The following is a 23,734-nucleotide window of genomic DNA, read 5'->3' as shown; positions in this document are numbered from 1 at the left end:
TCAGCAAAGCTCAATGGCAATGGCCGTGGCTTCACCGCCGCCAATACACAGGCTGGCCACGCCGCGGGTCTTGCCGATGCGCTTGAGCGCGTGGATCAGGGTAGCCACGATGCGTGCGCCAGACGCCCCCACCGGGTGGCCCAGCGCACAGGCGCCGCCGTGGATGTTGACCTTGTCGGCCGGCAGGTTCAGTTCAACCATGGCGGCCATGGTGACCACGGCAAAGGCCTCGTTGATTTCGTAGAGATCGACCGAGTCGGCGCTCCAGCCGGTCTTCTCGAACAGCGACTTCATGGCGCCGACGGGCGCGGTGGTGAACCCGCCCGGCTCCTGGGCAAAGCTGGCATGGCCGACAATGCGGGCCAGTGGCTTGAGGCCGCGCTTGGCAGCGTCGGCTTCGCGCATCATCACCACGGCAGCGGCGCCATCGGAAATCGAACTGGAGTTGGCGGCGGTGACGGAGCCGTCTTTCTTGAAGGCGGGCTTGAGCGTGGGGATCTTTTCCGGCATGGCTTTGCCGGGCTGCTCATCGATCTCGATCAGCACATCGCCCTTGCGACCTGCCACGGTGACCGGAGTGATTTCGTCGCGGAACCAGCCTTCCTTGATGGCGGTTTGCGCGCGGGTAAGCGAGCGCAGGGCGAATTCGTCCTGGGCTTCGCGGGTGAACGTGTACTTCTCGGCGCAGCGCTCGGCGAACACGCCCATCAGGCTGCCGTTTTCGTATGCATCTTCAAGGCCATCCAGGAACATATGGTCCTTGATCTCGCCATGGCCAAGGCGGTAGCCGCCTCGTGCCTTGGTCAGCAAGTAAGGGGCGTTGGTCATGCTTTCCATGCCGCCAGCCACCATCACCGTGTTGTTGCCGGCCTTGAGCATGTCGTGCGCGAACATGATGGCCTTCATGCCGGAGCCGCACATCTTGTTGATGGTGGTGCAACCGACCGACATCGGAATCCCTGCACCGATCGAGGCCTGACGCGCCGGTGCCTGGCCTTGGCCGGCAGGCAGCACCACGCCCATGATGACTTCGTCGACCTGATCCGGCGCCACGCTGGCGCGTTCGAGCGCGGCCTTGATGGCGACGGCGCCGAGCTGGCCGGCCTTGAGGCTGGCGAAATCACCTTGCAATCCCCCCATGGGGGTGCGGGCGGCGGAGACGATGACGATGGCGTCGGACATGATGGTTTTCCTGTGTGGAGATCACGCTACAGCTTGATGCCGTAGCGCTCGAAAATCTTGTTGTAAGCGGGTTCCCGCTTGAACTTGCGCAGGGCCTCGTCGATGGCGGGCAGGGCCGACACATGCGGAGAGGCGCGGTTGATCAGCAGATGAAAATCACTGCTTTCCAGCGTATGGCTCAGCATGCGGACGCGCTGCTGGCCGTCCATGCTGCGCAGCGTGTACTGCATCGATACGACGTTCTCGACCATCACATCCCCTCTGCCGGCAATCAGCTTGCGTACGGATTCGGCAAAGGTACCGCCCCAGTCCACCCGCATGCCGGCGAGCTTTTCCTTGGCCCAGCCATTGCCGATATAGGACAACACGCTGGGGTTGAGCTGGCGTAATTCCTCCATGCTGCGAATGGTCGCCAGCTTGGGGAGCAAGGGGCTGTCCACCGGCGCGAACAGGCGGATCGGCATGGTCAGTACCGATTCGCGGGAGGCTTGTGCGTAGTCCAACCGTGCTTGTGTGGCCACGGTACACATCGCATCGGCCTCGCCGGATTGCACCAGGGTCTGTGCGCGAGCCCAAGGGTAGCCCTCGTGATCCAGTGTCATGCCCAGCCGGCGCTTGAGCACAGCGTCGAAAATATCGACCAGGATGCCGCTCATCTGACTCCCATCCCGAAAACTGATCGGGCTGTAAGTCTCGAAGTACGCCAGCCGGAACAGGATGGCAGCCTGTGCTGGTAGCAGGCTGGCACCCAGCCCCACGGCAGGCAGGCGATACATGAGTTGGCGACGCGTCAGCATGCAGGCGGGCTCCGGTGCGATATGGCCTGTAGCAGTGTAGGCGGTCGTGTGCGAACCGGGGCAGCCGATCAGCGGGTTTCGTTGAACAGCTCGCGGCCAATCAGCATGCGGCGGATTTCGCTGGTGCCAGCGCCAATCTCATACAGCTTGGCATCACGCCACAGGCGCTCGACCGGGTATTCGCGGATATAGCCATTGCCGCCCAGCGTCTGGATCGCTTCGCCAGCCATCCAGGTGGCTTTTTCTGCGGCGTACAGAATCGCGCCGGCGGCATCCTTGCGCGTGGTTTCGCCACGATCCAGTGCGCGGCCTACGGCATACACATAGGCGCGGGTGGCGCTCCAGGTGGCGTACATGTCGGCTACCTTGCCCTGCATGAGCTGGAACTCGCCAATGGCCTGGCCGAATTGCTTGCGCTCGTGCACATAGGGCACCACGGCGTCCATGGCCGCGGCCATGATGCCCAGAGGGCCACCAGCGAGCACGGCACGCTCGTAGTCGAGACCGCTCATCAGCACGTTGACGCCACGGCCTTCTGCGCCAAGGATGTTTTCTGCCGGGACTTCCACATCATCAAAGAACAGCGGGAAGGTGTTGGAGCCACGCATGCCCAGCTTGTCGAGCTTGCTCCCGGCGCTGAAGCCCTTGGACAGCTTGGGCTCGATGATGAAGGCGGTCATGCCCTTGCTGCCGGCATTGACATCGGTCTTGGCATAGACAACCAGCACATCGGCATCGCCGCCGTTGGTGATCCACATCTTGCTGCCGTTGAGGATGTACTTGTCGCCCTTTTTGTCGGCGCGCAGCTTCATGCTCACCACATCGGAACCGGCATTCGGCTCGCTCATGGCCAGCGCGCCCACATGCTCGCCCGAGATCAGCTTGGGCAGGAAGCGGCGCTTCTGGTCTTCGGTACCGTTTTTGCGGATCTGATTCACGCACAGGTTCGAGTGCGCGCCGTAGCTCAGGCCCACCGATGCCGAGGCGCGGGAGATTTCTTCCATGGCCACGATATGGGCCAGGTAACCCATATTGCTGCCGCCGTATTCCTCCTCGACCGTCAGGCCCAGCAGGCCCATATCGCCAAACTTGCGCCACATGTCTGCCGGGAACAGATTGTCCTCATCGACCTTGGCGGCGATCGGTGCCAGCTCGGCAGCCACGAAGCCTTGCACTGCCTCGCGCAGCATGTCGATGTCTTCACCCAGACCAAAGTTGAGGGAGGGGATGTGCATGGCGAAACTCCTGAAAGTGACAAGGCGGAAAGCCGGATGAGCCGACGCGCTCTCTGTGTTTTAGTGCCCCGGCACGACGGTTACGACAGGCGCGACAAACGGCCGAGCAATTGCTCGATACTGTAAGTTACGTTGACGTTAACGTCAATCGAACCCGCAACCAAGAATTCAGGATGTTGCGCCGGCCTCTGCCAGAATGCTGGCACAGTCTTGTTCCAGCTTGTCCATTTCGCTGAGTACGGCATCGATATCCCGGCGCTGCTGCTCGATGGCCTCGCGCTTGGGACGCAGAAACTCCATCAGCTTGACCAGCTGGGCGCGCTCGTCGTGGGCCGCGTCATACAACTCGAACAGCTCGCGTGTCTCCTGCAGCGAAAAGCCCAGACGCTTGCCGCGCAAGACCAGCATCAGCCGGGTGCGGTCGGCACGCGTAAACACGCGGTTGCGGCCTTGCCGGCCCGGGGCCAGCAGGCCTTCGTGCTCGTAGTGGCGGATCGCACGCGGGGTAAGGTCGAACTCGCGGGCGAGATCGGTGATTGTGTAGGTCTGGTCGTCAGTCATCGTGAGCGGCACCGGTTTTATATCTGCCCGCGGAAGATAGCAGAGGGTAGGCACACTGTCATAATCACACCCTCAGTTCATCCGGAGTTGTCATGCCGCATCGCCTTGCTTATCCGCTGCTTGAGCAAACGCCTGCCGTGGGCGAGGCCTTGCCGGTGGCTGACGGTATTTTCTGGCTGAAGATGCCACTGCCATTCGCGCTCAATCACATCAATTTGTGGCTGATCAAGGAAGATGGCGGCTGGACGGTGGTGGATGCGGGTTACGATAGCGACGACACCCGTGCCGCCTGGCAGCAGGTGTTTGCCGGGCCGATGGCAGGTAAACCTATCCTGCGCCATGTGGCCACGCACTATCACCCCGACCATATTGGACTGGCCGCTTGGCTGTGCAAGCAGTTCGAGGCGCCGTTCCATATCAGCTTGGGTGAATACCTGCTGGCGAAATCGGTATGGCATGACCTGCCGGGTTTTGATGTGCCCTCGTTCAATGCCCACTTTGCGCGCCATGGTCTGCCACAGGACAAGCTCGATCAGTTCACCCAGCGTGGCAATACCTATCACTGGGGTGTGAAGCAGCTGCCACCAGGCTTTCATCGCCTGATCGCGGATGATCAGATCACGCTGGGTGGTGCGCGCTGGCGTTGCATTCCCGGTTACGGCCATTCGCCCGAGCACATGGCTTTGTACTGCGAGGAGCGGGGCGTGCTGATTTCGGGTGATATGTTGTTGCCGAAAATCTCAACCAACGTGGGTGCCTGGGCGGCCGATCCCGATGGTGATCCGCTGGGACATTTTCTGGCCTCGCTGGACCGCTTCTTGCCACTGCCAGCCTACACGCTGGTGCTGCCCTCGCATGGTCGTCCTTTTCGCGGCATCCATCCGCGTGTGGAAATGCTCAAGGCGCATCACACCGAGCGGTTGGATGCCTTGCTGACCGCGGCCAGCACGCCGCAGTCGGCTTTCGAGCTGATGCCGGTGCTGTTCGGCCGTATGTTCGATCTGTACCAGACCATGTTCGCCATGGCCGAGTGCATCGCCCACCTCAACTACCTGTGGCATCGCGGCGAGCTGGTACGCGAGCGCGATGCGCTGGGTGTTTACCGATTCTGCAAAGCCTAGTAGCCGGTGTTGAGATGGTAGGCTACCCAACCATTGCAGGTACGCCCGGGAAACCCGGGCGCTCTACAGTCGCTGGGTTTCCAGCAACGGCTTAGCTGTTTGATCCCACTCCCCCCCGCCCTCGCCGCCGCGAGGGAGCCTCGCTTAGGCTCGTTATCTGCACTGAATAATGTCTACGAATACCAGCGCCACTTTCTATTTTAAGCTCGTCGCCACCATGGCGATCTGGGGCGGCACTTTCATTGTCGGCCGTGTGCTGGCGCAGGCCATGCCACCCTTGTCGGTGGCGTTCTGGCGCTTTGTGGCAGCCTCGATCTGCCTGTTTGTCTTGCTCTGGCAGCGCAACGAATTTGCCTGGCCGAATCGGCATCAGTGGCTCTGGGCCAGTGCGCTCGCACTCACGGGTGTGTTTGCTTACAACATCTTCTTCTTTGCCGGTCTGGCCGAAATCACGGCCAGCCGTGCAGCGCTGCTGGTGGCACTGAACCCGATACTGGTGGCTATCGTGTCCTCCCTGATTTTGCGACAGGTACTGGGACCGCGGCGCTGGCTGGGGGTGGGGTTATCGCTGGTAGGGGCTATCACCGTGATCACGCAAGGCGATTTCGCGGCCGTCGCCCGCCATGGTGTGGGTCATGGCGAGCTGCTGATTCTGGGGTGCTGCGTCAGCTGGGTGGCCTACACCCTGTTTGGTCGGCGGGCCATGCAGCATCTGAGCAGCTTGGCCGCCACGGCGTGGGCCTCGCTGATCGGCTGCGCCATGCTCGGTGCCGTGGCGTTGATGCGTGGCGAGCTGAATTCACCCTTGGCGCTGGATCTGACTCAGTGGCTTGGCGTCCTGTACCTGGGGGTCTTGGCGACTGCCGCGGGTTTCATCTGGTACAACGATGGCATCAAGGCCATCGGGGCCGCCAAGACGATTGTGTTCACCAATCTGGTGCCGGTGTTTGCGGTGATTGCCAGCGTGGTGCTGCTGGGCGAGTCGCTGACCTTGCCAGCCTTGCTGGGTGGGGTGATGGTGGTGGGCGGGGTTTGGCTGACCAACCGTAGTTGACGCACCCGCCCGCGAGAGAAAGCGTAGGGTGCAATAAGCGCAGCGCATTGCGCCACCACGATCTCCGGTATTGGTGCAATTCGGCCTTTGGCCTTATTGCACCCTACCTGTCTACGCTCAGGCCAGTGACTTGATCGCCGCCAGTGCCGTGGGCCGCAGCATGCCGTAGTTGTAATAGCCAAAATCCTGCACGCCCAGCCGCTGCAAGCCGGCTTGCGCGGCGCCGATCTGGCTACCATCCCCCAGATCGGGCACGCCGGGGCGCAGGATCGCGCGTACCTTCTTCACGTCACCAACGCGGCGGATCGTGTCCACACCGTCGGCGATCACGCGCTCGGCATTGGGTTCATAGAACGGTACTTCCACGCCATCGCACACCTGCGCCAAGGCAGCCAGATCACTGCCTTCTAGCCATGTCTGTGCCGTGGGCCGCTGGGTCGTGGGGATTACATACAACTTGATATTGCTGGCCACGTTGGCGCGGATGGTGGCGACGAGCCGGGTTACGTGCGCCTGCCTCATGCGCAGATAGGCGGCCAGATCGGCATCCTCGTACAAATCGGCCGCGAGCCAGGCACCGGCCTGATCGGGCGCGGCATCCACATGGGCCGAGAGATAGCCATCGACCCGCTGGCGTACGCGCGCTGCCAGTGCCCGGGCATCGATGCCCTGCGTCTTGGCAGCGCTCTGGCAGGCGCTGCAAAAGCATAGGCCCAGCATCGTATCCATCCACACATTGCTGCGAACCTGCGCGACTTCGTGGTGATAGCCGTGACCGAACGGCGCCCAGCCGGGGCTTTCGAGCGAGAGGCTTTGCCAGGGCAGGGCACTGGCGATATCGGTCGCGAGGGTCAGGCCGTAGTCGTACACGGCCGGGTGCATCGGGCAAAGCGCATAGACATAGCCATCGCCCCAAGCATTGCGGGTCACGAACTCGGGGTGCTCAGTACCCAGGCGGCTGTTGTGGAACATCACTGTCCAGGCGGAAAGGCCCAGCTCGCCGCGCTCTGCCAGTTCGTACGCCACACGGCGCAGCGCCGGGTCGCTGTGCGGGTGTGCGGCGATGGCGCCATACCGTCTGGTCTGAGGCTCGAAATACAGCGCACCATCTTCGGGGAACACGACGCGGCCACCCACCTGGCCTGCGCGTGGCGGGCGGATGAACTTGCCAGCATGGTAGGCCGTGGCGAGTGTCAGGGTGTTGATGCCCAGTGCGTTTACTTCGCTAGTGAGGGCACTGAGGTCCCGACCGGCAATATCCCAAGGGTAGATGTAGAGCGAGCGCGTATTCATGGTGGGTTTCACTAGGGCTTGTACAAGCATCAAAGGCAGTTATGGATGCCATGAGGAAGGCACCGTTTGCGGTGCGTAGCCGCCGGGGTGTCAAGGGCCTCAGTCGGGCAGTCGCTAAGGGCGGCGATGGATGGGCGACGCCAGTCTCTGATGGCGTCACAGGAAACGCAAGTCGTTGCCTGGTGTCGTCAAGGCGGGCCAACTGGTCTCTATCTGGCTTGTAATCCCGGGCGCGGGATTACGGCCGGCAAGCATGCGAGAATCGGGTTCATTTCATCCAATCCGAAGTGGCCCGCTCATGGATTCTGTCCGCCTGACCTCGCCGCACGGCCACGCCACCCTCACCCGTCATGGCGCCCAGGCGCTGGATGCCGTGATCGACGGCGTGCCGTTGCTCTGGTTGTCGCCATTTGCGCGGCCCGAAACGGACCAGGTGATACGGGGTGGGGTGCCGCTGTGTTTTCCCTGGTTCGGCAAGCATCCCGATGGCTTGCCCTCACACGGCTTTGCGCGCAATCGGCACTGGGATCTGATCGAACAGTCTGCCAGCCATGCGGTATTCACGCTGCAAGACGATGAGGCGGGCAGAGCGCTGTGGCCCCATGCCTTTTTGGCAAGGCTGCGCATCGAACTGGATCAGGCCCTGCGGTTTGTGTTCGAGGTAGGTAACCGCGATGATCATCCGCTTACCTTCACCCATGCCCTGCATACCTATTTTCCGGTGGGGGATTGCCGGGCATGCGAGGTGACGGGGCTGGATGGCCACCTGCGCCGCGAAGTCGGTCATGCCGACCAGGTGCAGTCGGGTGCGGTGAGGACCGATCGACCCATCGATGCGTTGTTCGACCAGGCCGAACCGCGACTCAGCCTGAAGACGCCGACGCACACCATCCTGATCGAGACCCGCAATATGCCCAGTGCCGTGATCTGGAACCCCGGCAAGGGCGGCGAACAGATTCCCGATATTGGCACCAGCTGGCCTGGCTATCTGTGTGTCGAGCGCGGCAATGTGGGCAGCGCGGCGGTGACATTGGCACCTGGTGCCTGGTATCGCGGCGAGATGTGGCTGTCGGTCGAGCCGCTCCGGCAGACCTGATCTGCGCCGATTGGCGATGTCATCGTGCCAAGCCGGGTAACACGCTCTAGACTGGTGGGAGGAATCCAAGGGCAGGCTATCCGGCCTGCCTGTGTTGCTTACTTGCCGATCTGCCATGAGCCAGCCCGACTTCTATCAGCTCCAGATACGCCATGCGGAGCAGCTTGATCACCCCGGTCAGCTTGTCGATGCCCTGCTGCAAGCCGTGGCCTCGGCGGAAATCGGCGTGTTTGTCTGGGAGCTGGATACCAACCGGCTGATCTGGAACGACGCCGAATTCCTGCTCCACGATCTGGAACCCGGCACCGCACTGCGCGCCAGCGACTGGTTGGCCATGCTGCATCCCGATGATCTCGGCAAGGTCGCAGAAGAGGTCACGGCAGCCATTACCGGCGTGCGTCCTTACGATACCGTCTTCCGGGTACGCCGCCGCCAAGGTGGCTGGCGCTATGTGCATGGGGCGGCCTGGGTGGAGCGTGATGCCCGTGGCAAACCCCTGCGCATGGCGGGGATCAATCAGGATATCAGCGAGCGCTACCGCTTCAATCTGCTGGTTGAGGAGGTCCAGACGGACACCGCCAGTGTGGTGGGTCTCGCTTATCTCCAGGCGCTGGCGGAGAGTCTGTGCCGCGCCTTGCCTGCTCGCTGCGTCATGGTGGCCGAGGTGTTCCCGCCGGCAAGGCCCACCCACGCGCGGACGCTTGCCATCAGTCTGGATGGCCAGGCGGCCGAGCCGGTGGCCACCGCGCTGGCCGGGACTGTGTTTGAGCACATCTTGCCGCCAACGCAGCGCAAACCCGGATCCCCCGATACGACGATTGCGTCGTCGCCCATTCCGGGTCTGGATGTCCGTTACCACCACCTCACACCCTTGCGCGGGGCTGATGGTGTCTTGCTGGGGCTACTCGCCGTACTCGACGACAAGTCGCCTGAAGATACTGTCCTGCTTGAGCGCATGCTGGCCTTGTTTTCCGGCAGGGTGGGAGCCGAGATGGACAGACTGCACCATGAAGCTGAACTGGCTCGTCTCAACGCCGAACTCGAAGCCCGCGTTGCCGCACGCACCGAGTACGTGAAACGGACGATGCGTGAGCTGGAGGCCTTCAATTTTGCCGTATCGCACGATCTCAACGCGCCCTTGCGGGCAGTTCAGGGTTTTGGCCAGATACTGCGCGAAGACTACGCAGAGCGACTGGACCCGACAGGGCAGGATTACCTTGAGCGCACCTTGCTGGCAGCCGAGCGCATGGGAAGACTGCTGGATGATCTGGTCAGCTTGTCACGTATTTCCTTGCGGCCGCTGAATGTCGGCAAGGTCGACCTGGACCATCTGGCCAGCGAGGCCATCCGCGAACTCAACGAAGAGGCTCCCCGGCCCGCGCTGCAGACCGAGATCACGCCGCACCTGATCATTCATGCCGATGCCGGGTTGATGCGCATCCTGATCGATGCCTTGCTCCGGGCGATCTGGCGGATGGCCGTGCCCGGTGTGCCGTTGCGCATTGAACTGTTCGAGCGTCAGCAAGCAGGTCGCAGGGAGATCGTGTTGTTGGGCCTGGGTCTGGAGGTGGATACCGCCGCACTGACCCAATGGTTCTCGCCGGCAGACAATGGCCAGAGCGGCATCGACCCGCCCGCCAAGGGAGCGGGCCTGGCTATGGCGCAGCGGGTCATGCACCGTCATCACGGCGGGATTGCGGTCGAGTCCCGTGCAGATCGCGGCGTAGCGTTTATATTCTGGTTACCACCTGCTAGTGAGATGATGGCGTTGGTCGATGCGGATGGCCATTGAGCCTGGCCGGCCGCTCGGTTTCGTTCATTCTTCATGAGAGGCCCCCATTGGCAATAAACCTGTCACTGCGCACTGGCCTGACCCTCGCGTTTTCTGCGGTATCCGTACTGATGGCGGCGCTGCTGTCGCTGGTGCTGGGTACGCTGGCAACGGATCTGGCACGCCAGAACGCCGGCCTGATACTGGGTGATCAGGCCATGCAGATGGCTAACCAGCTCAATTCGGGCCTGGCACAGCGCCTGCGCACCGTGGAGTTGCTGAGTGCCTTGCGTCAGATCAGCGACCCCGCAACGCCGCAAGCCGACAACCGCGAGTTACTCGAAAAGCTGCGTGACAGCGATCCCGAGATCGCCTGGATCGGCGTGGCCGATACCGATGGCAAGGTGCTGTTCGCCGCTGATGGCTTGCTCGAGGGCGTGAATGTCAAGGCGCGCCCCTGGTTTGCGGAAGGCTTGCGCGGCAGCTTCGTGGGCGATGTGCATGAAGCCAAGCTGCTGGCCAAGCTGCTGCCTGCGCCGTCCAGTGGTGAGCCGCTGCGATTCGTGGATCTGGCCACACCTGTCTATGGCCTGGATGGCCAGCGTCGTGGGGTGCTCGGTGTGCATCTCTCTTGGGAGTGGGCCCGTTCCGTGGAGCAGCTGGTGTTCTCCACGGCAAGCCGGGAAATGGGTGTAGAGGCCTTCTTGCTCAATCGTGATCACGGTGTCCTGCTCGCGCCCCAAGGCATGCAAGAAGCGGGCTTGCCCGCGCAGCTCGGGAAAGCCGACGTGCCGATAGGCGAAGTGATGCAGTGGGCGGATGGCAAGCGATACCTGACCGCATTGATTCGCATGCGCGGTGAATCCGAGTACGGTGCATTGGGCTGGAGCGTGCTGGTGCGTCAGTCGGTGGAGGCTGCTTATTCCCCGGTGCGCGCACTGCAATGGCTGGTGTTGATGATCGGTGTCGGCCTCGCCGCCGTGTTTGCCCTGTTCGGACGCTGGCTTGCCAAACGCATTACCCGCCCCATCACCGATCTGAGTGTGGCGGCTGATCGCTTGCGCGCTGGTGGCGTCGAGGCACTGATCCCCGTGAGCTCGGGATTCCGTGAGGTGCTGGGGCTGTCGAGTTCGTTACAGCATCTGGTTGGTGCCCTCAAGGCCGAGGAAGCCAAGCTGGCCAGCCTGAATGCCTCGCTGGAGCAGCAGGTCAGCGACCGGACCGAGTCGCTGGATGCGGCCAACCGGCATATGTTGCTGGTGCTGGAGGAGCGGCAGAAACTGGTTGAACAGCTGGAAGAACTGGCTGCCCGCGACAGCTTGACCCGGCTCTACAACCGGCGTGCATTCCATGAGCGAGCTGCGGTGGAGTGGCAACGCTTATCCCGCGATCTGCGCCACCTGTCCGTGCTGATCATCGACATTGATCACTTCAAGCGCGTCAATGACGAATATGGTCACGAAGCCGGCGATGAAGCACTCCGGGTGGTAGCCAAGGCGGTGTCTGAGGAGCTACGTGAAATCGACACGCTTGCCCGATTCGGCGGCGAGGAGTTCGTAGCCCTGCTGCCCGGTGCAGGCGAAGCCGAGGCCCTGACCGTTGCCGAACGAGTACGCACCCGTATCGCCAGCCTCACGGTGGTTACGCCGAGTGTCGAGTTCATGTTGACCGCCAGTTTCGGGGTCGCTGAATGGGAGGCCGGGCTGGATGTGACCCAGCTGATTGCGCGGGCAGATGAGGCGCTGTATCGGGCCAAGCATGGTGGCAGAAACCGCGTGGAGGCTTGGCAGGCCAAGACCTAGGCCATTGTTTTTGCCAACCAAAAGGCCACGCTGTCAGCGTGGCTTTTTGGTTGTTTGACTGCCGAGGCTGTCCCACCGGCAGGATCACGAGTGTCAGAGAGTGGCCGCAGCCAGTCGCTTGAGCACTTCGGCCTTACCCAGCAAGGCCAGCACCTGGTCCACCGAGGGGGTCTGGGTGGTGCCGCAAACCGCGGCGCGTACCGGCATGCCCACCATCGGCATCTTCACCCCTTCGCTGACCACAAAGGCCTTGATCGCCGCGCCGATGGCTTCAGTGGTCCATTCGGAGCTTTCCAGGACGGCAGCAAAGCGCGCCAGCCGTGCACGGCTCTCATCGCCCAGATGCTGGGCGGCCATGTCGGCTGGTGCGGGATCGTGGCGATAGAAATAGGTGCCCTGAGCGGCCAGATCCACCAGATTGGTGACGCGCTCCTTGAGGAGTGCGATCACATCAACCAGCGCCGGGCCTTGGTTCAGATCGCAACCGAGCTTTTCAAGGAAAGGACGTGTGAGCGTGGCCAGCCGTGCATTGTCGGCCAGCTTCATGTGCTGCTGGTTGATCCACAACATTTTGTCGCGATCAAACCTCGAGGGGCTGGGGCTGACATTTTCCAGTTCAAACCAGGCAACAAACTGGTCCAGGGTAAAGAATTCGGCATCGCCATGCCCCCAGCCGAGTCGCGCCAGGTAGTTCAGCAGCGCCTCAGGCAGGATGCCCTGCTCGCTGTAATCGACGACGCTGACGGCATCGCGGCGCTTGCTCATCTTCTGGCCATCGGCGTTGAGGATCATCGGCAAATGCGCGTAAACCGGCAGGGTGGCACCCAGTGCCTTGAGGATGTTGATCTGCCTTGGCGTGTTGTTGACGTGATCATCGCCACGGATCACATGGGTGATGGCCATATCACTGTCGTCGACCACGACACAGAAGTTGTAGGTGGGCGTGCCGTCCGGACGGGCAATGATCAGATCGTCGAGCTCCTCGTTACTGATCTCGATGCGACCCTTGACGGCATCATCCCAGGCAACCACGCCATCCAGCGGATTGCGGAAACGTACCACTGGCTGTACCCCGGCCGGGATATCCGGCAGGGTCTTGCCGCGCTCCGGTCGCCAGCGGCGGTCGTAACGGGGCTTCTCACCGCGCGCCTCGGCCTCGGCACGCATCTGGTCCAGTTCTTCGCGGCTGCAATAGCAGTGGTAGGCCTTGCCTTCATCCAGCAGTTGCTGCACCACGACCTTGTAACGATCCATGCGCTGCATTTGATAGAACGGGCCTTCATCATGTGCCAGACCTACCCACTGCATGCCGTCCAGAATGGCTTTGACCGACTCCGGGGTTGAGCGCTCCAGATCCGTGTCCTCGATCCGCAGCACGAAAACGCCCTGACGCTTGCGGGCAAAAGCCCAGGAGAACAGGGCGGTACGGACGCCACCGATATGCAGCAGGCCGGTGGGGGAGGGGGCGAAGCGGGTGCGAACGGTCATGGTGAGCGGGGAGCCAGTGAGCCAAAACAGGCATTTTACCTGCCTATGTCTTGGACACCCAGCGCATCATGCGGGTGGGCTTGGCATGGCAGGCTGCTAGGGCCTGACGCTATGATGCTGCGACCATTCCCCCAATCCTCTTGCAGCCTCGCGCGACACCATGACCAACCCGATTCAAGACGTACTCGTCATCATCCCGGCCTTCCGCAACCAGCGACAACTGGATCGTTGCATCGAATGCCTGAAGCAGCAGACGGTGGCGCACCGTCTCGCCGTCTTCATCAAGGACAACTCCGAAGACAATATCTATTACACCGCGGCCATTAATCAGGGTTTGCGCCATGGACTTGGCATTGGGCAGCCGTTCCGCTTCTTTTTGCCGCTGAATCAGGATTGCTATCTGAACCCGGACGCCATCGAGCAGATGTTGCTGTTTATGGAGGCCAATCCCCATGCGGGCATCGTCGGCCCGCTCCAGCTGGACGCAGATGACCCCGCGCGTATCCGTTGGGCAGGTTCGCTGGAGGCGTTCCCGGCAGGGCGTCACATTGGTGGCACCTATACAGGCGGGCTAGTGCCCACCGCGACCCCGTGGGTAAACGGCGCGGCCATGCTGATCCGTCGGGAGACGCTGATCGATACGGGTGTGATGGACGCCAATATGCGCTTGCTGTTTTCGGATGCGGATATCTGCTTTACCGCACGTACCCGCGGCTGGCAGCTTTACATGGTACCGCAGGCCATTTGCCTGCATGAGCGTGGTGGCGTATCGGGCAAGGAAAACGAGGCGTTTGAACTGATCAAGTCGACGGACTACGTTTACTTTGGCCGCAAATGGCTGACCGGGCAGAATTACCAGATGCTGGATCCGGGTGCGCGGGCTATCGATATCAATGCCTTGCGCCAGTCATTTGAAGCCGCCGATGCGAGCTAGCGAAAGTTGAAACGCAGGCGCCGTTCGGTTCCCGGTTCGCCTTGGCCGACTTGGGACAGAAATGGCGCTAATGCCGCCTCTGCGCCTGGCGCCGCGCGCAATCCCACTTCGGCTGTCAGTCCTTCTGCAGGTTGCCAGCTTCCCTGACCATTCAGCAGCAGCCTGCCGGCGGTAGTGCCCAGACTCAATTGCCAAGCCTTGCCGGCCGGGACCAGGGCCAGTTGATAGCTGCCCAGTGCTTGCAAGTTGGGCGTGAGACTGGATGCGGCGTCACGCCACTCGATCTGCAGGCTGCCATTGGGCTGGCCGGCCTGCCATTCAAATGCTGTGGTGTTGAGCCAGAGCTGTCCGCCCAGACCAAACCCTGCCAAGCGTTGGTCCAGCTGGAACACGGGGGAGGCGGCAATGCCAAGATGGGCATCCTGGAGTGCAAGCCGTCGCCAGCCCAGTGTCAGCATGCCCTGGCCTGTCCCCAGACGCACCAGGTAGACCAGCTGCCCGCGTAACAAGGCCTTGGGTTGCCAGGACCAGCTGAGGCGGTCAGCCAGCGCCTGTCCTTTGATGACAGGCTGGGCGCTGCCGTGCCAGAGGGACCCAGCCGCATTGACCAGAGTGAGTTGCCCCTCGGTCTGACTGCTGACCACCATGGCGAGCATGCCCGCAGGCAGGCGTACCAGCGCGAAGCCCACCAGCAAGAAAGCCAAACCCAGCCACCAGCGCCAGCTCAGACGTCTCATCGCGTCCACTCCAGCTCGGCGTTGACCTTGTTGTCGTCGGCCAGCTTGGCGGAGAGACGCTGCAGCTGCCAACCTTGCGCCTGGGCTTGGGCGATCAGTTCGGTCAGCGTGACCCACGCCACATTGCCGGCCTGCAGGCGAGCTTGTCTGGGTGTACTGTCAATCTTTACCGCTGGCGCGTTCAAGCCCATCGACCCAGCGATTTGCGCGAGGTCGGCGGTGCCGCCGCCGGTTTGTCCCTTTATGGCGGCAATGTCGCGTGCGAAGTTGGCGGCATCCATGCGCAAGGCGGGCAAGCTGCGCTCGAGGCGTGCCCGCTCGCGCACCAGAGGTTCGATCACGGCGAGGTCAAGCATGAGCAATGCCAGCAAGGCACCGCCCACGCTCAGCACAAGGCGTTCGCGACCGTTGCGCGCGCGCCAGAACTGCAGGCAGCGTGCATGGAGATCGGCCAGTGGTTGGGGCAGGGACGAGATCATGGTTTGAGCGTCACGGTAATCACGGTGCGGTCTGCGCCCTCAGGGCGCAGGCCGGGTTGGCCACGGCTGGCAAGCTGCTGTGCCAGTTCGCTCAGTTGCTCAGGCTTGGCGCGGAATACCGCTTCTAGCGTATTTCCCCGGTAATCCAGGCTTTCCAGCGGATAAGGCGCACTGCGCAGCAGGGCGGCCAATTCCAGCAAGGGGCCCAGCGTGCCATTCGCCGCATTGGACGGTGTAGGCGACTTGCGCATCGATTCGAGTTGTAACTGCGGGTCGATCAAGGGAGTGCCGGGGAAGGCCCGGGTGAAGGCATCGCGCATCTGGGCTTGCAAGGCACGCTCCTCGCTGCGTCCACGCCACCACTCGCTACCCCAGCTCAGTAGCAGCAGCGCGAGTGCGGCGACAATCAGCAGTCCGGTGGGTCGCAAACGCGACCAGTCCAGATCGAGTTGCGGGCCGGCGGCCAACTCGCCTTGCAGCAGATCGATCGCATCGGGTGCTGCGGGAGCGATCATGGGATCGGCATTGGCGATTTCGACCGGGCGACCAAGCTGTGTGGTCCAGAACTCGGCTGCAGGGCGGCTCGGACTGTCGGGGTCGAGATACAGGGTGAGTGGATCATCGCTGGGGGTGCTGGCCAGTAGCGCCGGGGGGGATGCGGGCGTATCGGCATCGAACCATTCGGCCAGCGCGCCGCGACGGCGTGCCCAGCCATTGCCGAGCCAGAGCAGGGTGCTGCCATCGTTACCGATGAGGGCGTCGGCGGCCCAGACATGCTGGGGGCGGCGGCCTACGCTAGCGAGCGTGCCGAGCAATTCGGCCAGCAGTGTTTTATCCACGGCAGCTACGCGGCAAGATTCCCCTTCGGTCTGGTGCGCCAGGTGCAGGGTATCGGCATCACTGAGCAGCATCTGGTCCAAGGCATGCGGCAGGAGCTTGCGCACCTGCCGGGCCGCGCCCTTGGGCAACGTCACCTCGGTGCGCAGGACGCGCGCGGGAGGCAGCAACACCTCCAGGCGATCGCCGGCGGGCAGCGCGGCAATCGTGCTGCGGCCGCGTTGCCAGCGACTGCCATTGAACTGGAACCAGCTGACCACCGTCTCGGTGGTGGCGGGCAGGTCGGCTTCGGTGAACAGCAGGCGCAGGACGGTCACGGTGACTGGGGCACACTCGGTCTTGGTAAACGGGCGCCAGTATGACAGTGCGATCCGGCCCGTGCCAGTCTCTGTGCGGGATACACAGCGCCCCCGTGAGCCGGGCTGTGGACGGGTCACGACGGTGCTTGATCCAAGTTGCTGGATGGGTTTGTTTTTTTGGAAGGCTCTCGCCTATAATCGGCGATTCTTTACGCGTCTCATGTCACCTTGTGGGTCGGAGCGGGTAGGGCAAGGCGAGCGTGGCGGAATTGGTAGACGCACTGGATTTAGGTTCCAGCGCCGCAAGGTGTAAGAGTTCGAGTCTCTTCGCTCGCACCAGAATTTTAAAATTAACGTGATCGCGCTGGCCGTGGCCGGCGTTCAAGCTTCGTTGCAATACAGGATAGATTGACCATGCAAGCACAACTGGAAACGCTGGGCCAACTGGAGCGCCGCCTCGACTTCTCGATCCCGTCGGCTGATATCGAGCTTGCTGTCGATGCACGCCTCAAGCGCGTGGCTCGTACCGCCCGCATCCAGGGCTTCCGCCCCGGCAAGGCGCCGATGAAGATCGTGGCTGCCAACTATGGCATGCAAGCGCGTGAAGAGGCCCTCAACGAACAAGTGCAGACGGCATTCTCCCGCGCCGTAGAAGACAACAAGCTGCGCGTGGCAGGTTATCCGCGCTTCGAAGGCAAACCTGCCCAAGGTGACGCCTTTGAGTTCAGCGCCACCTTCGAGGTGTACCCCGAAGTCGTGGTGGGTGACCTCAGCGGCGTTGAAGTCGAGCGCCCTGTATTGACCGTGACCGATGCAGAAGTCGACAAGACGCTGGAGATCCTGCGCAAGCAGCGCACCCGCTTTGACCGCGTTGAGCGCGCCGCCGAAAAGGGTGACCGCGTGATCGTCGATTTCAAAGGCACGATTGATGGCGTAGCCTTTGCCGGCGGTTCTGCCGACAACTATGCTTTCCTGGTCGGTGAAGGCCAGATGCTGCCCGAGTTCGACAATGCCGTGCTGGGCATGAAGGAAGGCGAGAGCAAGACCTTTGATCTGGCTTTCCCGGCGGATTATCAGGGTGCTGACGTGGCTGGCAAGACCGCCCAGTTTGAAGTCAGCGTCAAGAATGTGGCTGGCGCCCAACTGCCGGCACTGGACGCCGAATTCGCCAAGCTGCTGGGTGTGGAAAGCGGCGACGTGGACGCCCTGCGCGCTGAAGTGCGCAAGAACGTCGAGCGTGAAGTGAAGCGCCGTCTGGCCGCACGCGCCAAGGAAAGCGTGATGCAGGCACTGATCGCCGCCACGCCGCTGGAGCTGCCGAAGTCTCTGGTCGGTCAGGAAATCGGCCGCCTGATCGAAAACGCGCGCCAGGAAATGCAACAGCGCGGTTTCGACCCCAAGGAAATGCCTTTCCCGGCCGAGCTGTTCGAAGCGCAGGCCAAGCAGCGTGTGGCACTCGGCCTGATTTTGGCCGAAGTCGTACGTGCCAATAATCTGCAAGCCAAGCCCGAACAGATCAAGACCATTGTTGACGAGTTCGCCGAGAGCTACGAGCATCCCGAAGAAGTGGTCAAGTGGTACTATTCCAGCCCTGACCGCCTCGAAGGCCCTGAGTCGCTGGCACTGGAAGACAATGTCGTCGAGTTTGTCTATGCCAAGGCCAAGACGGTGGACAAGGAACTGAATTTTGATGAGCTGATGGGCCAGCGCGCCTGAGTCCCGGCTTGAAATCGGGCCCGTCCGCCTCACCTTGTACAGGTATGGGTCGGCCGGGCCTTTTTCATTCCCGGTCCCGTTCAGGCAGGCCTTCGTGGCCCGCCCCAATGACTAGCCGCTGCTGACATCTCAGCCAAAGGACATCATGAGCAACTGGAATCCCGCCGACTGGCGCAATACCCAAACCGAACCGCAGGCACTGGGCTATGTGCCCATGGTGATCGAGCAGAGTGGTCGCGGCGAGCGCGCTTACGACATCTACTCGCGCCTGCTCAAGGAGCGGGTGATTTTCCTCGTCGGCCCGGTCAATGATGCCACCGCCAATCTGGTCGTTGCGCAGATGTTGTTCCTGGAGTCGGAGAACCCTGAAAAGGATATCTTCCTCTACATCAACAGCCCCGGTGGTTCGATCTCGGCGGGCATGTCGATCTACGACACCATGCAGTTCATCAAGCCCGACGTCTCGACCCTGTGCGTGGGCATGGCTGCCAGCATGGGTGCCTTCCTGCTCCAGGCCGGTGCCAAGGGCAAGCGCTTTGCGCTACCGAATTCCACGGTGATGATTCACCAGCCGCTGGGTGGTTTCCAGGGGCAGGCCACCGATATCGAAATCCACGCCAAGTACATTCTGAGCCTGCGCGAGCGGCTCAATACGCTGATGGCTCAGCACACTGGTCGCTCGCTGGAAGAGATTTCCCGCGATAGCGACCGCGACAATTTCATGACGGCCACCGAGGCGCAAGCCTACGGCCTCGTGGACCAGGTCATCACCTCGCGCGCTGCGCTGGGCTGATCGCTGGGTAATACGGGCCGGCCTGATGTCGGCCCACTGATTTTCTGTGGCACACGGTTGGTCTGGCCGTGCTGTCTTCAATGGCGAGGTAGCCATGACCGACAAGGAAAAACTCCTCTACTGTTCTTTCTGCGGAAAGAGTCAGCATGAGGTTCGCAAGCTGATCGCCGGGCCGCAGGTTTTCATCTGCGACGAATGTATTGAGCTGTGCAACGACATCATCCGCGAAGAGCTGCAAAGTGGCGGTGCGACGGCGCTGGCGGGCGGCAAGGCCGGTTCGGCAGGCAAGCTGCCATCGCCCGCCGAAATCCGGGGTTCGCTAGACAACTATGTGATCGGCCAGGACAAGGCCAAGAAATCGCTGGCTGTCGCGGTATACAACCATTACAAGCGTCTCAACAATCCCGCCGCCAAGGGCGAGGTTGAGCTGGCCAAGTCCAATATCCTGCTGATCGGCCCGACAGGCTCGGGCAAGACGCTGCTGGCACAGACGCTGGCTCGCCTGCTCGATGTGCCTTTCGTGATTGCCGATGCCACTACCCTGACTGAAGCCGGTTATGTGGGCGAGGATGTGGAGAACATCATCGCCAAGCTGCTGCAGAAGTGTGATTGGGATATCGAGAAGGCCCAGCGCGGTATCGTCTATATCGACGAGATCGACAAGATCTCGCGTAAATCCGATAACCCGTCGATCACCCGCGATGTATCGGGCGAAGGTGTGCAGCAGGCGCTGCTCAAGCTGGTCGAAGGCACGGTGGCCTCGATTCCGCCGGCCGGTGGCCGCAAGCATCCAAACCAGGAATTCCTCCAGGTCGATACGACCAATATCCTGTTCATTTGCGGCGGCGCATTCGATGGCCTCGCCACCATCATCCGCCAGCGCTCGCAGAAGGGCGGTATCGGCTTTGGTGCCAGCGTGCATTCCAAGGACGACGGCAAGGATGTGGGCAAGACCCTGCGCGAGACCGAGCCGGAAGACTTGATCAAGTTCGGCCTGATTCCCGAGTTCGTTGGCCGTCTGCCAGTCGTAGCGACGCTGGATGAGCTGGATGAGGCTGCGATGATCACTATCCTGACCGAACCCAAGAATGCGCTGATCAAGCAGTACCAGAAGCTGTTCGAGATGGAGGGCGCTGAGCTGGAAGTCCGCCCCGAGGCGCTGACGGCGATTGCCCGCAAGGCATTGGCCCGCAAGACCGGCGCGCGCGGCCTGCGGTCTATTCTGGAAGGTGCGCTGCTCGATACCATGTACGACCTGCCTTCCCATCGCGATGTGGTCAAGGTGGTGATTGATGACAAGGTGATCGAGAGCGCCAGCCAACCGGTCTTGGTGCACGCTGATGCGGATCGCGCACAGGCTGCTTGAGTTGCGCTAGCCGTATCTCCTTGATTGAAAACAAGCCACCCCCAGCGGTGGCTTGTTTTTTTGGTGTGCCGGTTGCGAAGCGCTGGTTTATTCGGTCATGATGGGCTTGCAAGCCTTGAATTAGCGGCTTTGTATCCCATCTTCCAGCCATCGACTCCGTACTGGATACCATCATGTCCCAGCATACCGAACTGCCCGCCAAACCCATCGAGATGCCCCTGCTGCCGCTGCGCGACGTGGTGGTGTTTCCCTTTATGGTGATCCCGCTGTTCGTGGGGCGACCCAAGTCGATCCGCGCGCTTGAAGCCGCCATGGAAGCCGGCAAGCAGATTCTGCTGCTTGCCCAGAAAAATGCCGCCAAGGATGAGCCTGTCGCTACCGATATGTACGATATCGGCACAGTGGCGACCATCCTGCAGATGCTCAAACTGCCCGATGGCACGGTCAAGGTGCTGGTGGAAGGCAGCCAGCGCGCGCTGGTGCAGGACATCAGCGAGGAGGAGGGTTACTTCACCGTTACCGCCCGCCCCGTGCCCATGGATGCCACCGACGACAACGAGATCGAAGCCATGCGCCGTGCGCTGCTGGCCCAGTTCGATCAGTTCGTCAAACTTAACAAGAAGATTCCGCCCGAGGTGCTGACCTCGCTGTCTGGCATCGAGCGTGCCGGTCGTCTTGCCGATACCGTCGCTGCCCATCTGCCCCTCAAGCTTGAACAAAAGCAGGAAATCCTCGAAATGTTCAAGGTCAACGAGCGTCTTGAGCACCTGCTCAAGCAGCTTGAGGCCGAGATCGACATCCTCCAGGTCGAAAAGCGCATCCGTGGCCGTGTGAAGCGGCAGATGGAGAAGAGCCAGCGCGAGTACTATCTCAACGAGCAGGTCAAGGCGATCCAGAAAGAGCTTGGCGAAGTCGAAGAGGGTGCGGAGCTCGATGAGCTGGAGAAGCGGATCAAGGCTGCCGGCCTGCCCAAGGATGCCAAGGCCAAGGCCGATGCCGAGCTGAAGAAGCTGAAGATGATGTCGCCCATGTCGGCCGAGGCCACCGTGGTGCGCAACTATATCGACACGCTGATCGGCCTGCCCTGGAAGAAAAAAACCAAGATCAGCAAGGATCTGGCCGCTGCCGACAAGGTGCTCGATAGCGACCATTACGGCCTCGACAAGGTCAAAGAACGCATCGTCGAGTATCTCGCCGTGCAGCAGCGTGTGGACAAGCTCAAGGCCCCGATCCTGTGTCTGGTCGGCCCGCCCGGCGTGGGTAAGACCAGCCTCGGCGAGAGCATTGCCCGCGCGACCAACCGCAAGTTCGTGCGCATGGCCCTTGGCGGCGTCCGTGATGAAGCCGAGATTCGCGGTCACCGTCGTACCTATATCGGCTCAATGCCGGGCAAGATTCTCCAGTCCATGAACAAGGCTGGCGTGAAGAACCCGCTGTTCTTGCTCGACGAAGTCGACAAGATGGGTGCGGACTTCCGTGGCGATCCATCGTCGGCGCTGCTGGAGGTGCTGGATCCGGCGCAGAACCATGCGTTCAACGACCATTATCTGGAGGTCGATTACGACCTCTCGGACGTGATGTTCGTGGCCACGGCAAACTCGCTGAATATTCCGGCACCGCTGCTGGACCGGATGGAAATCATCCGCCTTGCCGGCTACACCGAGGACGAGAAGGTCAATATCGCCGAGAAGTATCTGGTGCCTAAGCAGATGACTGCCAACGGACTCAAGGAAAACGAGCTGGTGGTGCATGAGTCGGCCCTGCGCGACATCGTCCGTTACTACACGCGTGAAGCCGGTGTGCGTAGCCTGGATCGCGAAGTCGCGCGCATCTGCCGCAAGGTCGTCAAGGCCTTGCTGCTCAAGCCTTCGGACAAGAAGGTGATCGTCAACGCCAAGAATCTGGAAAAGTATCTGGGCGTGCGTAAGTTCACCTATGGTCTGGCTGAAGAGAACAACCAGATTGGTCAAGTCACTGGCTTGGCCTGGACCGAGGTGGGCGGCGAGTTGCTGACCATCGAGGCTGTGTCGCTGGCCGGCAAGGGCAAGATGATTACCACCGGCACGCTGGGCGAGGTGATGCAGGAGTCGATCCAGGCAGCGCTATCGGTGGTGCGTTCACGCGCCGACAGTCTCGGGATTGATCCGGACTTCTACCAGAAGCACGATATCCATATTCACTTGCCCGAGGGAGCTACGCCCAAGGATGGCCCCTCGGCCGGTATCGCCATTACCACGGCCATGGTGTCCATCCTCACCGGTATTCCGGTGCGGGCCGATGTCGCCATGACGGGCGAAATCACCCTGCGTGGTGAGGTCCTGCCGATTGGTGGCCTCAAGGAAAAACTGCTGGCAGCCCACCGTGGCGGCATCAAGCATGTGCTGATTCCCGAGGGCAACACCAAGGATCTGGTCGAGATTCCCGACAACATCAAACAGAAGCTGGAGATTCATCCAGTCAAGTGGATTGACCAGGTGTTGACCCTGTCGCTGGAGCGTCAGCCGGTGCCGCGTGCGCCGGAGGCCGAGGCGGCGGATACGGCAGCAGCAGGCGCGGCACCAGCCCCGGCTGGCACTACCACACCCACCAAACACTGAAGTTTGTGTCGCTAATGGTCTGGGTGCCTTGAAATCCAGCAATGGCGCGGCTTTGCGCTTGACACGCAAAAAAACGCCTTGCTATAACGTCCGTGCGTTTGATCATCCTTGTGCTTGACCTTCATTGCCTATCCCATCAACCGAAAGGGGACATAAGTGAATAAGTCGGAACTGATTGATGCCATCGCCGCCGAAGCCCAGATTTCCAAGGCCGCCGCCGGTAAAGCCCTCGATGCAACCATCGCTGCCGTAACGACCGCGCTCAAAGGCGGCGAGATGGTGACCCTGGTTGGCTTTGGCACGTTTTACGTAGGTGAACGCAGTGCCCGCAACGGTCGCAATCCGCGTACCGGCGCCACTATCAAGATCAAATCTGCCAAGCAACCCAAGTTCCGTGCTGGCAAGTCGCTGAAAGATGCCGTACAATAGTCGACTTTCCTGACCCGCCCTTTCAGGAAACGATGCTCGGGTGGGTAGGGGTGGTTAGCTCAGTTGGTAGAGCGTCTGCCTTACACGCAGAATGTCGGCGGTTCGATCCCGTCACCACCCACCAGTCAAACCCGTTGTTGGTTATCC

At 61.6% G+C, this 23,734-nt stretch carries 20 protein-coding genes and 2 tRNA genes; 13 read left to right on the top strand and 9 right to left on the bottom strand.

Annotated features, from left to right (window positions below; all coding sequences use genetic code 11):
• From O9X62_RS09465 to O9X62_RS09450, 4 genes are all read right to left on the bottom strand, one after another.
• Entirely contained in the window at positions 1 to 1,182 is a 1,182-nt protein-coding gene (locus O9X62_RS09465; protein ID WP_269532572.1) for an acetyl-CoA C-acyltransferase, read from the bottom strand.
• A 26-nt stretch (positions 1,183 to 1,208) separates the two neighbouring features.
• A complete protein-coding gene (locus O9X62_RS09460; protein WP_269532570.1) occupies positions 1,209 to 1,979 on the bottom strand; it encodes an ABC transporter substrate-binding protein in 771 nt (256 codons plus the stop codon).
• 68 nt (positions 1,980 to 2,047) lie between these two features.
• On the bottom strand, positions 2,048 to 3,214 hold the full coding sequence (locus O9X62_RS09455) for an isovaleryl-CoA dehydrogenase (RefSeq protein ID WP_269532569.1): 1,167 nt from the start codon (positions 3,212 to 3,214) through the stop codon (positions 2,048 to 2,050).
• A gap of 168 nt (positions 3,215 to 3,382) precedes the next feature.
• Entirely contained in the window at positions 3,383 to 3,775 is a 393-nt protein-coding gene (locus tag O9X62_RS09450; RefSeq protein ID WP_269532568.1) for a MerR family DNA-binding transcriptional regulator, read from the bottom strand.
• Between the two features lie 92 nt (positions 3,776 to 3,867).
• Here O9X62_RS09450 and O9X62_RS09445 point away from each other — a divergent pair, with 92 nt between their 5' ends.
• Positions 3,868 to 4,896: an MBL fold metallo-hydrolase gene (locus O9X62_RS09445; RefSeq protein ID WP_269532566.1), complete on the top strand. Its 1,029-nt coding sequence runs from the start codon at positions 3,868 to 3,870 to the stop codon at positions 4,894 to 4,896.
• A 169-nt stretch (positions 4,897 to 5,065) separates the two neighbouring features.
• Complete coding sequence (locus tag O9X62_RS09440) at positions 5,066 to 5,950, top strand: DMT family transporter (protein WP_269532565.1); 885 nt, start codon at positions 5,066 to 5,068, stop codon at positions 5,948 to 5,950.
• A gap of 117 nt (positions 5,951 to 6,067) precedes the next feature.
• Here O9X62_RS09440 and O9X62_RS09435 read toward each other — a convergent pair whose 3' ends face one another.
• A complete protein-coding gene (locus O9X62_RS09435; protein ID WP_269532564.1) occupies positions 6,068 to 7,243 on the bottom strand; it encodes a hypothetical protein in 1,176 nt (391 codons plus the stop codon).
• A gap of 298 nt (positions 7,244 to 7,541) precedes the next feature.
• Here O9X62_RS09435 and O9X62_RS09430 point away from each other — a divergent pair, with 298 nt between their 5' ends.
• From O9X62_RS09430 to O9X62_RS09420, 3 genes are all read left to right on the top strand, one after another.
• Entirely contained in the window at positions 7,542 to 8,339 is a 798-nt protein-coding gene (locus tag O9X62_RS09430; protein WP_269532563.1) for a D-hexose-6-phosphate mutarotase, read from the top strand.
• A gap of 115 nt (positions 8,340 to 8,454) precedes the next feature.
• Positions 8,455 to 10,131 carry a PAS domain-containing protein gene (locus O9X62_RS09425; protein ID WP_269532562.1) on the top strand — a complete coding sequence of 559 codons (1,677 nt, stop codon included), beginning with the start codon at positions 8,455 to 8,457 and terminating at the stop codon, positions 10,129 to 10,131.
• 47 nt (positions 10,132 to 10,178) lie between these two features.
• Positions 10,179 to 11,912 (top strand): diguanylate cyclase, encoded by a 1,734-nt coding sequence (locus O9X62_RS09420; RefSeq protein WP_269532561.1) that lies wholly within the window; start codon positions 10,179 to 10,181, stop codon positions 11,910 to 11,912.
• 93 nt (positions 11,913 to 12,005) lie between these two features.
• On the opposite strand, the gene gltX is transcribed toward O9X62_RS09420, so the two are convergent.
• Positions 12,006 to 13,400: a glutamate--tRNA ligase gene (gltX, locus tag O9X62_RS09415; RefSeq protein WP_269532560.1), complete on the bottom strand. Its 1,395-nt coding sequence runs from the start codon at positions 13,398 to 13,400 to the stop codon at positions 12,006 to 12,008.
• Positions 13,401 to 13,560: 160 nt separating this feature from the next.
• Between gltX and O9X62_RS09410 the strand changes: the two genes are divergently transcribed.
• On the top strand, positions 13,561 to 14,334 hold the full coding sequence (locus O9X62_RS09410; protein WP_269532559.1) for a glycosyltransferase: 774 nt from the start codon (positions 13,561 to 13,563) through the stop codon (positions 14,332 to 14,334).
• Here the strand turns inward: O9X62_RS09410 and gspN are convergent.
• The 3 genes from gspN to gspL are packed head-to-tail and all read right to left on the bottom strand — an operon-like array spanning position 14,331 to position 16,704.
• Positions 14,331 to 15,071 (bottom strand): type II secretion system protein N, encoded by a 741-nt coding sequence (gene gspN, locus O9X62_RS09405; protein ID WP_269532558.1) that lies wholly within the window; start codon positions 15,069 to 15,071, stop codon positions 14,331 to 14,333. The two genes, O9X62_RS09410 and gspN, sit on opposite strands and share 4 nt — an antisense overlap.
• Complete coding sequence (gspM, locus tag O9X62_RS09400; RefSeq protein ID WP_269532557.1) at positions 15,068 to 15,550, bottom strand: type II secretion system protein GspM; 483 nt, start codon at positions 15,548 to 15,550, stop codon at positions 15,068 to 15,070. The genes gspN and gspM overlap by 4 nt, the downstream gene beginning before the upstream one ends.
• Positions 15,547 to 16,704 (bottom strand): type II secretion system protein GspL, encoded by a 1,158-nt coding sequence (gene gspL / locus O9X62_RS09395; protein ID WP_269532556.1) that lies wholly within the window; start codon positions 16,702 to 16,704, stop codon positions 15,547 to 15,549. The genes gspM and gspL overlap by 4 nt, the downstream gene beginning before the upstream one ends.
• A 236-nt stretch (positions 16,705 to 16,940) precedes the next feature.
• Here gspL and O9X62_RS09390 point away from each other — a divergent pair.
• The 7 genes from O9X62_RS09390 (at position 16,941) to O9X62_RS09360 (ending at position 23,711) form a co-directional block, all read left to right on the top strand.
• A tRNA-Leu gene (locus O9X62_RS09390) sits at positions 16,941 to 17,025 on the top strand.
• A 75-nt stretch (positions 17,026 to 17,100) separates the two neighbouring features.
• Positions 17,101 to 18,402, top strand: a complete 1,302-nt coding sequence (gene tig / locus O9X62_RS09385) for a trigger factor (protein ID WP_269532555.1) — start codon at positions 17,101 to 17,103, stop codon at positions 18,400 to 18,402.
• Positions 18,403 to 18,547: 145 nt separating this feature from the next.
• The gene (gene clpP, locus O9X62_RS09380; protein WP_269532554.1) at positions 18,548 to 19,195 is read left to right on the top strand and encodes an ATP-dependent Clp endopeptidase proteolytic subunit ClpP; all 648 of its coding nucleotides are present in this window, start codon (positions 18,548 to 18,550) and stop codon (positions 19,193 to 19,195) included.
• A gap of 94 nt (positions 19,196 to 19,289) precedes the next feature.
• Positions 19,290 to 20,561: an ATP-dependent Clp protease ATP-binding subunit ClpX gene (clpX, locus tag O9X62_RS09375; RefSeq protein WP_269532553.1), complete on the top strand. Its 1,272-nt coding sequence runs from the start codon at positions 19,290 to 19,292 to the stop codon at positions 20,559 to 20,561.
• A gap of 173 nt (positions 20,562 to 20,734) precedes the next feature.
• Positions 20,735 to 23,158: an endopeptidase La gene (lon, locus tag O9X62_RS09370; RefSeq protein WP_269532552.1), complete on the top strand. Its 2,424-nt coding sequence runs from the start codon at positions 20,735 to 20,737 to the stop codon at positions 23,156 to 23,158.
• A 156-nt stretch (positions 23,159 to 23,314) separates the two neighbouring features.
• A complete protein-coding gene (locus O9X62_RS09365) occupies positions 23,315 to 23,587 on the top strand; it encodes an HU family DNA-binding protein (RefSeq protein ID WP_269532551.1) in 273 nt (90 codons plus the stop codon).
• A 48-nt stretch (positions 23,588 to 23,635) separates the two neighbouring features.
• Positions 23,636 to 23,711, top strand: a tRNA-Val gene (locus O9X62_RS09360).
• Positions 23,712 to 23,734 lie beyond the last annotated feature (23 nt).

This window comes from Chitinimonas sp. BJYL2, assembly GCF_027257935.1.
In the GTDB taxonomy this organism is placed as follows: Bacteria; Pseudomonadota; Gammaproteobacteria; order Burkholderiales; family Chitinimonadaceae; genus Chitinimonas.
The sequence above is the reverse complement of the archived record's forward strand: the minus strand, read 5'-3'. Positions and strand labels throughout refer to the sequence as shown.

Coding starts and splice junctions, on each gene's coding strand:
- O9X62_RS09460 (WP_269532570.1), bottom strand. CDS start 1,979: ATGCTGACGCGTCGCCAACTCATGTATCGCCTGCCTGCCGTGGGGCTG.
- O9X62_RS09445 (WP_269532566.1), top strand. CDS start 3,868: ATGCCGCATCGCCTTGCTTATCCGCTGCTTGAGCAAACGCCTGCCGTG.
- O9X62_RS09455 (WP_269532569.1), bottom strand. CDS start 3,214: ATGCACATCCCCTCCCTCAACTTTGGTCTGGGTGAAGACATCGACATG.
- gspM (WP_269532557.1), bottom strand. CDS start 15,550: ATGATCTCGTCCCTGCCCCAACCACTGGCCGATCTCCATGCACGCTGC.
- O9X62_RS09450 (WP_269532568.1), bottom strand. CDS start 3,775: ATGACTGACGACCAGACCTACACAATCACCGATCTCGCCCGCGAGTTC.
- O9X62_RS09435 (WP_269532564.1), bottom strand. CDS start 7,243: ATGAATACGCGCTCGCTCTACATCTACCCTTGGGATATTGCCGGTCGG.
- tig (WP_269532555.1), top strand. CDS start 17,101: ATGCAAGCACAACTGGAAACGCTGGGCCAACTGGAGCGCCGCCTCGAC.
- clpX (WP_269532553.1), top strand. CDS start 19,290: ATGACCGACAAGGAAAAACTCCTCTACTGTTCTTTCTGCGGAAAGAGT.
- gspN (WP_269532558.1), bottom strand. CDS start 15,071: ATGAGACGTCTGAGCTGGCGCTGGTGGCTGGGTTTGGCTTTCTTGCTG.
- O9X62_RS09465 (WP_269532572.1), bottom strand. CDS start 1,182: ATGTCCGACGCCATCGTCATCGTCTCCGCCGCCCGCACCCCCATGGGG.
- lon (WP_269532552.1), top strand. CDS start 20,735: ATGTCCCAGCATACCGAACTGCCCGCCAAACCCATCGAGATGCCCCTG.
- clpP (WP_269532554.1), top strand. CDS start 18,548: ATGAGCAACTGGAATCCCGCCGACTGGCGCAATACCCAAACCGAACCG.
- O9X62_RS09425 (WP_269532562.1), top strand. CDS start 8,455: ATGAGCCAGCCCGACTTCTATCAGCTCCAGATACGCCATGCGGAGCAG.
- O9X62_RS09440 (WP_269532565.1), top strand. CDS start 5,066: ATGTCTACGAATACCAGCGCCACTTTCTATTTTAAGCTCGTCGCCACC.
- gltX (WP_269532560.1), bottom strand. CDS start 13,400: ATGACCGTTCGCACCCGCTTCGCCCCCTCCCCCACCGGCCTGCTGCAT.
- O9X62_RS09430 (WP_269532563.1), top strand. CDS start 7,542: ATGGATTCTGTCCGCCTGACCTCGCCGCACGGCCACGCCACCCTCACC.
- O9X62_RS09410 (WP_269532559.1), top strand. CDS start 13,561: ATGACCAACCCGATTCAAGACGTACTCGTCATCATCCCGGCCTTCCGC.